Raw genomic sequence first — 13295 nt, 5'->3', positions numbered from 1 at the left:
CGGTGTGAACGCGGCGGCGTGAATGTGAACGGCGCCCCGGAAGCCGCCGCGCGAGCTGCCCGGACCGGTGACAAACCGTCGTGCGGATGTGAATATTCACGGTCAAAACCCGGTCCGTCGGGATCCGTCGATGTCCACCGGGCCCCGCGCCCGGTCCGCATCCGCCAGGAGGCCGCCATCCACCGAAGCGACCCAGCCGACCTCGCCGCCGCCCTGCGCACCGGCCCGTTCCACCTCGCCCTGCGCACCGCCATCACCGCCCGCGGCCTCGCCCTGCACCGGGTCCGCCGCCACCTCGCCCTGCGCGGCGTCAACGTCGGCCTCACCAGCCTCAGTTACTGGCAACAGGGCCGGCGCCGCCCGGAACGCCCCGAGTCGCTGCGCGCCGTCGCCGCCCTCGAAGCCGTCCTCGACCTCCCCGAACACTCCCTCACCCGACTGCTCGGCCCCCGCCGCACCGCCACCACCACCGCCGCCGGACCACCCGTCCGCCCCTACCGCGACCTGATCTCCCCGGCCACCGCCGTCGACGGCCTCCTCGCCACCCTCGCCGGCCCCCGCGACACCGGCCTGCACACCATCACCCACATCGAACGCATCCGGATCGGCCCCGACCGCCAACTCGCCCGCCGCGACTCCCAACACGCCCTGCGCGCCCACCGCGACGGCATCGACCGCTACCTCGCCCTCTACCAGGGCGACCCCGGCAGCGACATCACCCGCGTCGGCGTCCGCGCCGAGGAGAACTGCCGCCCCGGCCGGATCCGCCGCGACCACGCCCACCACCTCCTCGCCGCCGAACTCCTCCTCGACCGCCGCCTGCGCGCCGGTGACACCCATCTCCTCGGCTACGGCTTCGACGACGCCCCTTCCCCCACCCCCAGCTGCGAGTACGTCCGCGGCTTCAACTCCGGCGCCGGCCAGTACGTCCTCCAGGTCACCTTCCACCCCACCGCCCTCCCGGTCCGCTGCCACCGCTTCGCACTCCACTCACCGGGCGAAGCCCCCTACGAGACCGAGGAGTTGACCCTGGACGGCCACCACTGCGTCCACCTGGTCGCGACGGCGGTGCGGCCCTGCCTGCTGGGGATCCGGTGGGACTGGGAGTGAGGAGGGTCAGTGCGACCAGTAGGGGTCGTCGAGGTCCGGCACGGGCTCGCGGCCGGTCGGCCGCTCGCCGATCGGCGGGGCCCCGTAGTCCTTCTCGCGCTGGTTGCGCACCATGAAGGCCTGCGCGCTGATCCGCACCTCCACGCTCGAGTCGGTCGTGGAACCGACCACTGACAGCTCGAACAAGGTGTCGCCGCGCCCGGAGCAGTGCAGGTCCGTGTAGCGCTTCCCCGCGGACTCCACGGTGTCCGCAGGACGGCACTGCCCGTTCCAGAACCGGTTCATCTGCTCCAGCAGCACCGGCACCTTCGCCGGGGACACCCGCGTCCGGACCGAGACCGAGGCCGCCTCACCCGCGCTGACCCCGCAGTCTGACGCCCCCGGTACCGGTGACGACGGCCGCGATGTTGTCCAGCGAGGGGCCACCTCGCCCGTTCAGGTATTTGGTGTGGGCGTCGACGGGGTTGCCACGGCTCCAGTCGTCGACGGTGAAGCGGTTCGCGCCGAAGTGCTTGCTGGAGGGATCCCGGCCGTACCAGCGCTCGTCCGGATCGATGCTCACCTTCGACGGAACGTGCGTCACGACGTCGTTGTCGGCGGCGCCGACCCATACGTGACCGGGGGGCATCCTGAGGTCGGAGGCCTTGTCCACGCCGACACCGGGGCTGCCGATGAACACCACGTCGTCCGGCGGCGCGTAGTGCGATCCGGGCTGGGTGGCCAGCTTGGTGGCCTGGCCGACCAGGTACGAACCGTAGCTGTGCCCGACCGAGGTGATGTGCGGAGGCTCGGCCCCCTCATGGCTCGCCCGTACCCCGCTGAGGAACCTCGCGTACGCCGGGGCGCCCTCCTTGCCCGCCCTGGTCGACGCGGCTCCGAGGTCCATCCCCGGCGCGTCGTAACCGAGCCAGAGCACCGAGGCGACGGAGTGGCCGGCCCCCGCCTTGCCGCTCGCGGCACGGTAGAGGTTCAACCCGTTCTCGGCCTCGTTGGTCCCGTCGTTCTCGCCCGGCCCGAGGCTGGCCGTGGTGGTGGTGATGCCCGGGACGTAGGCGGAGATGTCGGTGGCGGTGTCGGGGTTCCCGTAGGACAGGACCGCCCGGCCCTGGCCCTCACTGCCGAGTCCGAGCAGGTACAGGGGCGGTTCTCCCCCGTGCTGTGAGAGACGCGCGTCGATGGGGCCGTAGAGGGCGAGCAGGTGTTTCTCGCTGGAGTTCAGTTCCTCCGGCTTCTTGCGCCGGATGGGCCCCATCAAGTCGTCCAGGTGCTCCCGGTTCACCTTGTCCCGCACCTCCGCCGGAATGCCGTCGAGGTTGCCCACCGCCTCCGGGTGGTGACCGAGGTACCACTGCTGTCCCTGCGGCCCGAGGCCCTGCCACCAGGAGTTGACCTCGGTCGGATCCGCGTCCTTGTCCGGCAGGTACCGCTTCCACCACGGGTTCGCGGTGTCCGCCCAGGTCTCCAGGTACGCGTCGGCCGCAGCCGTTTTCTCGTCCAAGCCGGTCCTGTCCTCGGCACGGCCGGTGTACCGGTTGAGCGCGGCGGCCAGCGCGGTGTCGGCGGCGGTGGCGTCCGCCAGGGCCTTGCCGATCTGCCAGCCGATCCGCTCCGCGAGCGCCTGCTGCCGGGCCTCCCAGTCGGCGGCCCGGTACGGGTTGGTCGGGGCGGGCCAACTCACCGCGCCGGTGTCACTGACCGAGAAGCCCCTGGCCCGCGCGTCGGAGAGCGCCCGGGTGAGCATGCCCTGGGCGAGCGTCAGCTCGTCGGCGGAGTCCCGGATGTCCTTGCCGATGCAGCTCAACTCGGTCGTGGCCGCGCACAGTTCGGCGGTGAGACCGTCCAGCACGGGGGTCGCCGCGTCGGCCGAGGGACCGGTCCACCGGGATCCGTGCACCCGGTCCGTCGTGCCGCCCTTCCAGTCGTCGACGTGTCGGCGGAACGCCCTGGTCAGCGCGTCGTAGGCCTCCGCCGCCGCGTGGAGGTCCGCCGGCCTGGCGTTCCGCAGACTCGTGATGTCCATCCCCGACCCCCGCATGCTCCGTGTCCGCCGCGACACTCACCGTTACCATAACGTCCGCAGCCGACCCGGAGGTCAGGGGAACACATGGGCCAGGATCCTGGATTCACGGTCAGGCCGGGCGAGTTGACCGCCGCCGGGAACAACGCACTGGCGGTCGCCGGGAAGGTCCCCGAGGAGACCGCGAAGCTCGCCGAGCCCAGCGGCAAGGCCGCCGCGGGCCTGGTCGGCTGGCAGAGCGCGGCGGCGCTGACCGGGTGCGGCGGCGCCTGGAAGACGCTGTTGGACGGACTGGCCGCCGACATGAAGGCGGCCGGCGGCAACCTGATCGCCTGTGCGCAGGGCTACCGGGACGCCGACCACCTGCCGCCGCCGTCCGTATCCATGGCGGTCCCCGACCCGTTCGACACCAGGGTGGTCGGCGTGGCGGGCGTCCACCGGACCGAGGACACGTGACCCGCTACCCCTGCCGGAAGTCCAGCACCAGGCAGTCCTCCACCGGCCGGTACCCGATCTGCTGATAGATGGAGTTGCTGGTCGGATTGGCGAGGTCGGTGTAGAGCAGCACCTCGGCCGCGCCCTGCCCGAGCGCGTGGGCGGACGCCGCCGCGGTGGCGGCGCTCGCGTAGCCGCGGCCGCGGCTCTCGGGCGGCGTGTAGACCGGGCCGACGCGGGACATCCCGGCGAGCACCGGACTGGTGGCGGCCATCGCGACCGGACGGCCGCCGTCCTCCCAGAGATGGAGGCCGCCGACCGCGATCCGGTCGTCCACCACCCTTGCCACGTCGGAGAGTTCGGGGACCTGCGCCTCGACCGTGAACTCCTGGTACCAGCGGATCAGCAGCTCGCGGTCGGCCGGTGCGGCGAGCCGGTGGCGGCCCGCCGGCGGGCGCGGCGGGTCGGTCAACTCGGCGAGCCGGTACAGCCGTTCCTCGACGCCGCCGACCCGCACCGCGCCGGTGGCGGCCGTCCAGGCGTCGGCGAAGGCCCGGACCGCCCCGGCCTCACCGCCGACCCCCGTCACCTCGCCGAACCCACCCTCGACCCGCGCCAGTTCGAGCGCCAGCTCGGCGGCCGCGGCCTCCGGCATGCGGGAGAGCCGGTGGGCGTACGGCGGGGTCCGCAGGAAGGCACCGCCGACCGGGCCGCCCGGCTCGGCCCGCCACCAGCCGAAGACCGGCGGCCGGTCCCCGTACGCGTCGAGACCGGCCGTGGTGAGGCGGTCGACGAGGGTGAGCAGCACGGTGTTCTCGGCCGGGCCGGCCGCCAGGAAGGCGCCCGCCCGGGCCCGGAAGTCGTCGAGCGAGGCGCTGAAGGTCCAGGTCATGACCCATCCTCACCCGCTCGACGCCCTCCCGCCAGGGATTATCCGACGACCGCCCCGAGCCGCTCGGCGAGCACCGCCGGGTCGGTGGTCGGCGCCTCGCAGGCGAAGTGCCGGCACACGTACGCCGCGGGCGCGCCGCCGACCAGCGGCCGGTCCGCCAGCAGCGGCACCTCGGCGGCGTCCTGCCCGGACTCCGCGGACTCCCCGTCCTCCCCGAGCTCCCCGAGCTCCCCGAGCTCCCCGGACCCGCCGGGCTCCCCGACGGCGACGACCGCGCCCGGCGCCGTCCCGAGCAGCGCGGCCCGGCGCAGCGCCGCGGTGGCCGGGTCGCCGGCCGGGCCGACGACGGCGACCTCGCGCGGCCCGTCCAGCAGCGCCTCGGCGACGGCGAGGCCCCAGCCGATGAACCGCGGGGCCCGCCCGGCGAGTGCGCCGACCACGCCGAGGGCGCGCTCGGCGGCGGTGCGGTGCCGTTCGGAACCGGTGTACGCGGCGTAGCCGAGCAGGGCGCCGGCGGCGGCGGTCCAGCCGGACGGGGTGGCGTTGTCGGTCGGGTCCTGGGGGCGGCGGATGAGCTCCTCGGCGTCGTCGGCGGTGTCGTACAGGGCGCCGGAGGCCTCGTCGGTGAAGTGCTTGAGGACGGTGTCGAGCAAGCCGCCGGCCAGTTGGAGCCACTCCGGCTCGCCGGTGACGGCGTACAGCGCGAGGAAGCCCTCGGCGGTGTCGGCGTAGTCCTCCAGCACACCGGCGTTGGCGCCGGCCCGGCCGTCCCGGGAGGTGCGCAGCAGCCGCCCGTCGGGGGTGAGGTGGACGGCGAGCAGCAGGTCGGCGGCGCGTTCGGCGGCCTCGACCAGGTCGGGGCGCTCCAGCAGGGCGCCGGTCTCGGCGAGCGCGGCGATGGCGAGGCCGTTCCAGGCGGCGACCACCTTGTCGTCCCGGGCGGGTGCGGGCCGGGCGGCCCGGGCTTCGGACATCCGTCGCCGGATCTCCTCGAACTCGGCGAAGTCCGCCGGGTCGGCAAGGAGTTGGAGCACCGACTTGCCGTCCTCGAAGGTCCCGGTGGCGGTCACCGTGAACAGCCGGGCGGCGGTGGCCGCGTCGGCCGGGCCGAGCAGGTCGACCAACTGGCCGGGCTCCCAGGCGTAGTAGGCGCCCTCGGCCATCGCCCCGCTCTCCTCGTCCAGGCTGTCGGCGTCCAGCGCGGAGGCGAACGCGCCTTCGGGCGTGCGGAGTTCACGCAGCAGGAAGTCGGCCGTGGACAGCGCGACCCGCCGCCACAGGCCGGTGCCGGTGGCCCGCCACAGGTGCAGGTAGGCGCGCAGCAGCAGGGCGTTGTCGTACAGCATCTTCTCGAAGTGCGGCACCACCCAGCCGGCGTCCACCGCGTACCGGGCGAAGCCGCCGCCGAGCTGGTCGTGGATGCCGCCGCGGGCCATCGCCTCACCGGTGCGGACGGCCATCTCCAGCGCCGCCTCGGAGCCGGTCCGGGCGTGGTGGCGCAACAGGAACTCGATCACCATGGCCGGCGGGAACTTGGGCGCCCCGCCGAAGCCGCCGCGGGTCTGGTCGAAGTCCCGGCTGAGCGTGACCAGCGCCTGGTGCAGGTCGGCGTCGGCGGGCGGCCGGTGGGCGCCGGCCGAGTAGACGGCGGCCCGCTCGGCCAGGTCGGCCCTGATCCGCGCGGCGACCTCCCCGACCTCCTGCCGCCGGTCCCGCCAGGCCGCGTCGACCCCCTCCAGCACCTGCCGGAACGACGGCATCCCGTGCCGCGGCTCCGGCGGGAAGTACGTCCCGAAGTAGAACGGCTCCTTCCCGGGCGTCAGGAACACCGTCATCGGCCACCCGCCCTGCCCGGTCGCCGCCTGCACGGCCTCCATGTACACCGCGTCGACGTCCGGCCGCTCCTCCCGGTCCACCTTGACCGCGACGAACCGCTCGTTCAGGTACCCGGCCAGCCCGGCGTCCTCGAAACTCTCGTGCGCCATCACATGGCACCAGTGGCACGCCGCGTACCCCACGCTCAGCAGCACCGGCACCCCCCGGCGCTCGGCCTCCGCGAAGGCCTCCGGCCCCCAGGGCCACCAGTCGACCGGGTTGTCGGCGTGCTGCAGCAGGTACGGCGAGGTCGCGTCCGCGAGACGGTTCGGCATGCGCCCATCCTCCCGCATCGGGTGCCCCTCCGGGCGCGCCACACGCGCCGGGCGGGCCGACGGCGGGCGACGTGCGGCGCACCGCCGGGCCGGCTCCACGGAGCCGGCCCGGCGGTGGTCGCGTCCTCATCCGCGGCGCGCGCGGGTCACTCCTTGGGGGCCTCCGGCTCCTCCGCGAAGTCGACCTTCTTGAACTGGCGGTTCATCGACTTGGCCAGGAACCACGTCGCCACGCCGAGGGCGGCGAAGACGACGAAGCCGAGGAGACCGGGGGTGACCTTGGCGTCGTCGACGGCGAGGTCAGCGGCGAGGTGGATGAGGTTCACGGGGGCACTCATATCTCTATGGTCGCCCGGCTCACGCCGAGCCGGACCGTCGGGGGTGGGTCAGTCGCGCGGGTCGGCGGCCTCGGCCGCCAGGGTGGGGGTGCGCAGGCCGGCGAACAGGTCGTCCTCCGGGAGGTCCACGTCCAACAGGGTACGGGCGAGCTCGTAGTCCTCGGTGGGCCAGACCTCGCGCTGGACGTCCAGCGGGACCCGGAACCACGGGCCGTCCGGGTCGATCTGGGTGGCGTGGGCGATCAGCGCGCGGTCGCGGGTCTCGAACCAGTCGCCGCAGCGCACCCGGGTGGTGATCTCGCGCTCGGTGCGGCCGCTCTTCTCCCAGCCGGCGATCCACTCGCCGTACGGGGAGTCGTGGCCGTGCTCGGTGAGGTACTGGTGCAGGGCCCGGATCCGGCCCATCGGGAAGCCGTGGTTGTAGTAGAGCTTGAGCGGCTGCCAGGGCTCGCCGGCCCCGGGGTAGGCGTCCGGGTCGCCGGCGGCGTCGAAGGCCAGCATGGTGATCTTGTGGGTCATGATGTGGTCCGGGTGCGGGTAGCCGCCGTTCTCGTCGTAGGTCGTGATGACCTGCGGCTTGAACTCGCGGATCAGCCGGACCAGCGGCTCGGCCGCCTCCTTGACGTCCTCCAGGGCGAAGCAGCCCTCGGGCAGCGGGGGCAGCGGGTCGCCCTCCGGCAGGCCGGAGTCGACGAAGCCCAGCCAGGCCTGCTTGATGCCGAGGATCGCGCGCGCCTCGTCCATCTCCTTGCGGCGCACCTCGTGGATGTTCTCCTCGATGTACGGGTCCCCCTGCAGCTTGGGGTTGAGAACCGACCCGCGCTCGCCCCCCGTGCAGGTGGCCACGAGCACGTCCACACCCTGCTCGACGTACATGGCCATGGTGGCCGCGCCCTTGCTGGACTCGTCGTCCGGGTGGGCGTGCACCGCCATCAGTCGCAACTGCTCAGTCAACGCCTTGCGTTCCTTCCACATCGTCGGGCGTTCCGCGAAGTCCGGTCTGCCCACCGTACGAACCGCTCACTTCGGGACCGCGTCGCCGCAAGGCCGGCCGGCGGCCGGTCTCCGGCGCGGCCGAGCCCCGCCCCCGCCGGACCGGCCGCGGGCGTGCCCCTCCTATAGTGACGGACTGGAGGACCGTCGCATTCCCCGCACCGCCCGCACGGTCCCTCCCGAGGAGAGGACGGAGTCCGATGACCGCACAGAGCACCGCCACCCAGCCGCCCGCGGGCCGGTACGGCCGGAGCGGCGACGGCGAGTCGGACCGCCGCCTGAAGGTGGTCGGCGCGGTGTGCGGCGTGCTCGGACTGGGGCTGATCGCCTGGCTGGGCGGCTCCTACATGCTCCGCGAGTCGAAGATCAACGGTTCGGTGCCGACCTTCCAGGTGCTGTCCGACTCCGAGGTGCAGCTGCACCTGACCGTGCGCAAGAGCGACGGGACGGCCGGCTCCTGCACCGTCCGCTCGCAGAGCGACGACCACGCGGTGGTCGGGGTGGCCGACTTCCCGGTGCCGGCGGCCGGGTCGAGCTACGAGGCGACCGTCACCCTGCGCACCACCGCCCGCGGCACCACCGCCGAGCTGCTGGGCTGCACCCCGGCGAAGTGAGCGGGGCGGACGCCGCCGACGCCCGCCCGGGCGGGGGGACACTCCCGGGCGGCACGGCCCCGGAGTGACCCCGAAGCGCCCCGGGCGACGCCCCCGGAGCGCCCCCGGAACACCCCGGGGACGCATACTCGCCCGGCGGAGCGGGCATCCGTAGGGAGTCCCGCACCCGGTCGCCGTACACCGGGGCGCAACGCCCGCGTCAATGCCGCGACAACACCTCTCCCGCTCGTCGGCAGTACTTGTTAGGCTCGTGGTTTCGCCCCTTCCGTACCGGATGGCACGGGAGCGGGCGTTGCTTTGTAGTTAAGACCGTTATCACCGTCGACCCTGCTGACGACTCACACCCTCAGCACAGCCCCAGCACCTACGAGGAGCACCCGTGACCCAGACCAGCGAGAACGTGACCTGGCTCACTCAGGCCGGCTACGACCAGCTCAAGGCCGAGCTGGATCACCTGACCGGGCCCTGGCGCATCGAGATCGCCCAGAAGATCGAGGCGGCGCGCGAGGAGGGCGACCTCAAGGAGAACGCCGGCTACCACGCGGCGAAGGAGGAGCAGGGCAAGTACGAGCTCCGCATCCGCCAGCTGACCCAGCTGCTGGAGCGCGCCAAGGTCGGCGAGGCCCCGGCCGACTCCGGCGTGGTGGCCCCGGGCATGATCGTCACGGTCGCCTTCGACGGCGACGAGGACGACCTCATGGAGTTCCTGCTCGCCTCGCGCGAGGTCGCGGCCTCCGGCGACCTGGACGTGTACTCGCCGCAGTCGCCGCTGGGCCGCGCGATCGACGGCAAGACGATCGGCGACGAGGCCACCTACGAGCTGCCGAACGGCAAGCCGGCCATGGTGAAGATCGTCAAGGTCGTCCCGCACGCCGGCTGACCCGACGGTCCGCCCCCCGCACACCGCCGAGGGCGGTCACCGAGTCCTGGGACCCGGTGACCGCCCTCGGGCGTTTCCACCGGAAGCGGCGGACGGGACGGCCCCACCGGCGGCCGAAACGGTTCAGCTCGCGGCCGAAACGGATCAGCCCGCGGCCGAGCGGTACCTGCGCACCGACAGCCAGGAGAACACCGCCGTGATCACCACCGACCACAGCACCGACACCAGCGCCGCGTGCTGCATCGGCCAGGCGCTGTCCACCGGCCCGACCTGGTTGCCGAAGAGGTCCCGGCAGGCCTGCACCGTCGCACTGAACGGGTTCCAGTACGCGACGGCCTGCAGCCAGCCCGGCATCGAGCTGACCGGCACGAACGCGTTGGAGACGAAGGTCAGCGGGAACAGCCAGATCAGCCCGGCCGAGGTGGCCGCCTCGGGGCTGCGCACCGACAGCCCGATCAGCGCGCCGATCCAGGAGAAGGCGTAGCCGAGCAGGAGCAGCAGGGCGAAGGCGCCGAGCGCCCGGAGCGGCCCGTCGTGGATCCGCCAGCCGACCAGCAGCGCCACCAGGGCCAGCACGACCAGGGTGAACGCCGTCTGGCACAGGTCCGCGAGGGTGCGGCCGACCAGCACCGCCGAGCGGGCCATCGGGAGCGAGCGGAACCGGTCCACCAGGCCCTTGGTCATGTCCTCCGCGATGCCGGCCGAGGCCCCGGCGACGGCGAAGGTGACGGTCTGGGCGAAGATGCCGGCCATCAGGTACTGGATGTACGTGCCGGAGCTGGAGTTCGTCCCGGGGATCCGGATCGCCCCGCCCATGACGTACGAGAACAGCAGCACGAACATCACCGGCTGCATGAGCCCGAACACCACGATCTCGGGGATCCGGGACATCCGCCGCAGGTTGCGCTTGGCGACCACCCAGGAGTCGTGCAGGGTCGCGGACAGGCCCCGGCGGGGCGTCGGCATCGCCTCGCCGATGGCGTGCTCGGTGGCGGTGGTCATCTCAGCGCTCCGTTCCGGCCGTGACGGCCCGCTGCCGGTCCGGATCCGGGCCGCCGGCGTCGCCGGTGTCCTCCTCGACCGTCTCGGCGACGTGTCCGGTGAGGGTGAGGAAGACGTCGTCCAGGGTCGGGCGGCGCAGGCCGATGTCGTCGATCTCGATGCCCCGGCCGTCCAGTTCGCGGATCACGTCGGCCAGCACCCGGGCGCCGCCGCTGACCGGCACGGTGATCCGCCGGGTGTTCTTCTCCACCGCGGGCTCGCCCAGCGCGTACCCGGACAGGGCCGCGACCGCGTCGGCGACCAGGCCCGGGGCGTGCACCACGACCTCGATCCGCTCGCCGCCGATCTGCGCCTTCAGCTGGTCGGCGGTGCCCCGGGCGATCACCCGGCCGTGGTCGACCACCGCGATGTCGTGGGCGAGGCGGTCCGCCTCCTCCAGGTACTGGGTGGTCAGCAGCAGCGTGGTGCCCTGCTCGACCAGGGTCTCGATGACCTCCCAGAGCGCGAGCCGGTTGCGCGGGTCGAGCCCGGTGGTCGGCTCGTCCAGGAACATCACCGGCGGGCGGACGACCAGCGCGGCGGCCAGGTCGAGGCGGCGGCGCATGCCGCCGGAGTACGTCTTGGCGGTGCGGTCCTTGGCCTCGGTGAGGTTGAACCACTCCAGCAGCTCCAGCGCGCGGGCCTTCGCGGCGCGGGTGCTCATCTGGTAGAGCTCGCCGACCATGGTGAGGTTCTCGAAGCCGGTCAGGTACTCGTCGACCGCCGCGTACTGGCCGGACAGCCCGATCAGGCTGCGGACCGCGTTCGGGTGCTTGAGGACGTCCACGCCGGCGACCACCGCGCGGCCGGAGTCGGGACGGAGCAGGGTGGTGAGGACGCGCACGGTGGTGGTCTTGCCCGCCCCGTTCGGGCCGAGCAGCCCGAGCACCGTGCCCTCCGGGACGTCGAGGCTGACGCCGTCCAGGGCTCGTACGTCACCGAAGGTCTTCACCAGGTTCTCGGCTTGGATGGCTGGCGCCATGGCCTGCCTCATCTCCTCGGACGAATGTGAGCGATCTGTCCCACTTTGCCCCCCGTTCGGGCGTGCGGGCGACTCGGTTTCCGGCCACCGACACAGAACGCGATGTATCGCGAGTCTGGCAACTCGCGATACATCGCGTCAAGGGGGTTTGCGGACGAGCGCCCGCGGACCGGACCGCCGCCCTCAGCCGGCGACCACGTACCCCGCCTCCCGCAGCTCGCCCACCACCAGGGCGCAGTGCTCCGGCCCCTTGGTCTCCAGTTGCAGGTCCACCTCGACCTCGGTCAGGCCCAGCCGCGGGTCGATCCGCACGTGCGCGACGTCCAGCACATTGGTGTCCACCCTGGTCAGCACCGCCAGCAGGCCCGCCAGCGCGCCCGGCCGGTCCGCCAGCCGCACCCGCAGCGACAGGTAGCGCCCGGCCGCCGCCAGCCCGTGCCGCAGCACCCGCTGCATCAGCTGCGGATCGATGTTGCCGCCGGAGAGCACCGCCACCACCGGGCCCTCGAAGGAGTCCGGCTGCTCCAGCAGCGCCGCGATCGGCGCCGCCCCGGCCGGCTCGACCACCAGCTTCAGCCGCTCCAGGCCGAGCAGCAGGGCCCGCGACAGCGCGTCCTCGGAGACCGTGCGGATGCCGTCCGCCAGGGTGTTCACCACCTCGAACGGGATGTCCCCGGGGCGCCCGACCATGATCCCGTCGGCCATGGTGGCGAAGCGCTCCAGCGACACCGGCCGCCCGGCCGCCAGCGAGGGCGGGTACGCGGCCGCGGCCGCCGCCTGCACCCCGACCACCCGGACGTCCGGGCGCAGCGGCTTGACCGCCGCCGCGATCCCGGCCAGCAGCCCGCCGCCGCCCACCCCGACCAGGATGGTGCGCACCTCGGGGCACTGCTCCAGGACCTCCAGCCCCACGGTCGCCTGGCCGGTGACCACGTCCCAGTGGTCGAAGGGGTGGATGAACACCGCGCCGGTCGCCTCCGAATACCGCTGCGCGGCCTGCAAAGCCTCGTCCACGGTGGCGCCGTGCAGCCGCACCTCGGCACCGTACTCACGGGTGGCGGCGACCTTCGGCAGCGGGGCCGCGACCGGCATGAACACGGTCGAGCGCACCCCCAGCAGCGAGGCCGCCAGTGCCACCCCCTGGGCGTGGTTCCCGGCACTGGCCGCCACCACCCCGCCGGCCCGCTGCACCGGCGAGAGCCCGGCGATCCGGACGTACGCCCCGCGCAGCTTGAAGGAACCGGTGCGCTGGAGGTTCTCGCACTTCAGGTGGACCGGCGCGCCGACCAGCCCGGACAGGTGCCGGCTGGTCTCCATCGGGGTCACCCGGGCGACCCCGGCGAGCATCTTCTGGGCGCCGCGGACGTCGTCGAGGGTGATCGGCCAGTTGTGCATGATCCCCACCCTAGGGCGTGCCCGGCCATTCCCGCGGGGCACGCCCCGAGGCACCCCGACCCCGGCAATCCGGGACGTCCGCGCTGTTCCCGGGCCCGCTCCGCCCGCGTACGCTGCTGCTTCTGAGCTTCTCTCACCGCATGACGATCGTGAGCCGCGATGCCGACGACCTCGCCCCAGGCCACCGACCGAACCGAGCCCGTCCACACCCAACTCCAGTACCAGCTGGCGGTGTTCGCCCGCCGGATGGAACAGGTCCGGACCTCCGGCGGCGGCGTCGCCGCACTGGACCGGGCCGCCTACCTGCTGCTCGACCGCCTGGAGCGGCACGGGCCGGCGAACGTCAAGGCGCTGGCCGAGGCACTCGGCGTGGACTCCTCCACGGTGACCCGCCAGGTCGCCCCGCTGGTCGCGACCGGGCTGGTCGGCCGGGTCCAGGACCCGGCCG

13 protein-coding genes and 1 pseudogene (1 of these 14 cut by a window edge) are annotated in these 13295 nt (G+C 73.4%); 5 read left to right on the top strand and 9 right to left on the bottom strand.

Annotated features, from left to right (window positions below; all coding sequences use genetic code 11):
* The first annotated feature begins 177 nt into the window (after window positions 1–177).
* Window positions 178–1110, top strand: a complete 933-nt coding sequence (locus AB0O91_RS10120; RefSeq protein WP_363430123.1) for a hypothetical protein — start codon at window positions 178–180, stop codon at window positions 1108–1110.
* A 6-nt stretch (window positions 1111–1116) separates the two neighbouring features.
* Here the strand turns inward: AB0O91_RS10120 and AB0O91_RS10115 are convergent, their stop codons facing one another.
* Both AB0O91_RS10115 and AB0O91_RS10110 read right to left on the bottom strand, forming a co-directional pair.
* On the bottom strand, window positions 1117–1431 hold the full coding sequence (locus AB0O91_RS10115; protein ID WP_363429887.1) for a hypothetical protein: 315 nt from the start codon (window positions 1429–1431) through the stop codon (window positions 1117–1119).
* A 28-nt stretch (window positions 1432–1459) separates the two neighbouring features.
* Entirely contained in the window at window positions 1460–3130 is a 1671-nt protein-coding gene (locus AB0O91_RS10110; RefSeq protein ID WP_363429885.1) for an alpha/beta hydrolase, read from the bottom strand.
* Between the two features lie 84 nt (window positions 3131–3214).
* Here AB0O91_RS10110 and AB0O91_RS10105 point away from each other — a divergent pair, with 84 nt between their 5' ends.
* Complete coding sequence (locus tag AB0O91_RS10105) at window positions 3215–3583, top strand: hypothetical protein (RefSeq protein WP_363429883.1); 369 nt, start codon at window positions 3215–3217, stop codon at window positions 3581–3583.
* A 4-nt stretch (window positions 3584–3587) separates the two neighbouring features.
* Here AB0O91_RS10105 and AB0O91_RS10100 read toward each other — a convergent pair whose 3' ends face one another.
* From AB0O91_RS10100 to mca, 4 genes are all read right to left on the bottom strand, one after another.
* The gene (locus AB0O91_RS10100) at window positions 3588–4454 is read right to left on the bottom strand and encodes a GNAT family N-acetyltransferase (RefSeq protein ID WP_363429881.1); all 867 of its coding nucleotides are present in this window, start codon (window positions 4452–4454) and stop codon (window positions 3588–3590) included.
* Window positions 4455–4492: 38 nt separating this feature from the next.
* The gene (locus tag AB0O91_RS10095) at window positions 4493–6604 is read right to left on the bottom strand and encodes a thioredoxin domain-containing protein (protein WP_363429879.1); all 2112 of its coding nucleotides are present in this window, start codon (window positions 6602–6604) and stop codon (window positions 4493–4495) included.
* A gap of 146 nt (window positions 6605–6750) precedes the next feature.
* Window positions 6751–6942, bottom strand: coding sequence for a hypothetical protein (locus AB0O91_RS10090; protein WP_350515052.1), 192 nt, complete (start codon window positions 6940–6942; stop codon window positions 6751–6753).
* A gap of 48 nt (window positions 6943–6990) precedes the next feature.
* Window positions 6991–7896, bottom strand: coding sequence for a mycothiol conjugate amidase Mca (gene mca, locus AB0O91_RS10085; RefSeq protein ID WP_363429876.1), 906 nt, complete (start codon window positions 7894–7896; stop codon window positions 6991–6993).
* A gap of 239 nt (window positions 7897–8135) precedes the next feature.
* Here mca and AB0O91_RS10080 point away from each other — a divergent pair, with 239 nt between their 5' ends.
* Window positions 8136–8549: a DUF4307 domain-containing protein gene (locus AB0O91_RS10080; RefSeq protein ID WP_363429874.1), complete on the top strand. Its 414-nt coding sequence runs from the start codon at window positions 8136–8138 to the stop codon at window positions 8547–8549.
* A gap of 379 nt (window positions 8550–8928) precedes the next feature.
* Entirely contained in the window at window positions 8929–9429 is a 501-nt protein-coding gene (gene greA, locus AB0O91_RS10075) for a transcription elongation factor GreA (RefSeq protein ID WP_363429872.1), read from the top strand.
* Window positions 9430–9573: 144 nt separating this feature from the next.
* Here the strand turns inward: greA and AB0O91_RS10070 are convergent, their stop codons facing one another.
* The 3 genes from AB0O91_RS10070 to ilvA form a co-directional block, all read right to left on the bottom strand.
* The gene (locus AB0O91_RS10070) at window positions 9574–10431 is read right to left on the bottom strand and encodes an ABC transporter permease (protein ID WP_363429870.1); all 858 of its coding nucleotides are present in this window, start codon (window positions 10429–10431) and stop codon (window positions 9574–9576) included.
* A 1-nt stretch (window position 10432) separates the two neighbouring features.
* A complete protein-coding gene (locus tag AB0O91_RS10065; protein ID WP_363429868.1) occupies window positions 10433–11452 on the bottom strand; it encodes an ATP-binding cassette domain-containing protein in 1020 nt (339 codons plus the stop codon).
* 183 nt (window positions 11453–11635) lie between these two features.
* Window positions 11636–12847, bottom strand: coding sequence for a threonine ammonia-lyase (gene ilvA, locus AB0O91_RS10060; protein WP_363429866.1), 1212 nt, complete (start codon window positions 12845–12847; stop codon window positions 11636–11638).
* A gap of 159 nt (window positions 12848–13006) precedes the next feature.
* Here ilvA and AB0O91_RS10055 point away from each other — a divergent pair.
* Window positions 13007–13295: pseudogene (locus tag AB0O91_RS10055) on the top strand (MarR family transcriptional regulator) (it continues 282 nt past the right edge of the window).

This window comes from Kitasatospora sp. NPDC089797 (genome assembly GCF_040684795.1).
In the GTDB taxonomy this organism is placed as follows: Bacteria; Actinomycetota; Actinomycetes; order Streptomycetales; family Streptomycetaceae; genus Kitasatospora.
Note: the sequence above shows the minus strand (reverse complement) of the source record. Positions and strands in the feature narration are given on the sequence as shown.

Bases quoted from the DNA above. Each gene is read 5' to 3' on its own strand.
- AB0O91_RS10110 (WP_363429885.1), bottom strand. From the start codon at position 3,130: ATGGACATCACGAGTCTGCGGAACGCCAGGCCGGCGGACCTCCACGCG.
- AB0O91_RS10105 (WP_363429883.1), top strand. From the start codon at position 3,215: ATGGGCCAGGATCCTGGATTCACGGTCAGGCCGGGCGAGTTGACCGCC.
- AB0O91_RS10100 (WP_363429881.1), bottom strand. From the start codon at position 4,454: ATGACCTGGACCTTCAGCGCCTCGCTCGACGACTTCCGGGCCCGGGCG.
- AB0O91_RS10095 (WP_363429879.1), bottom strand. From the start codon at position 6,604: ATGCCGAACCGTCTCGCGGACGCGACCTCGCCGTACCTGCTGCAGCAC.
- AB0O91_RS10090 (WP_350515052.1), bottom strand. From the start codon at position 6,942: ATGAGTGCCCCCGTGAACCTCATCCACCTCGCCGCTGACCTCGCCGTC.
- AB0O91_RS10080 (WP_363429874.1), top strand. From the start codon at position 8,136: ATGACCGCACAGAGCACCGCCACCCAGCCGCCCGCGGGCCGGTACGGC.
- AB0O91_RS10070 (WP_363429870.1), bottom strand. From the start codon at position 10,431: ATGACCACCGCCACCGAGCACGCCATCGGCGAGGCGATGCCGACGCCC.
- AB0O91_RS10065 (WP_363429868.1), bottom strand. From the start codon at position 11,452: ATGGCGCCAGCCATCCAAGCCGAGAACCTGGTGAAGACCTTCGGTGAC.
- ilvA (WP_363429866.1), bottom strand. From the start codon at position 12,847: ATGCACAACTGGCCGATCACCCTCGACGACGTCCGCGGCGCCCAGAAG.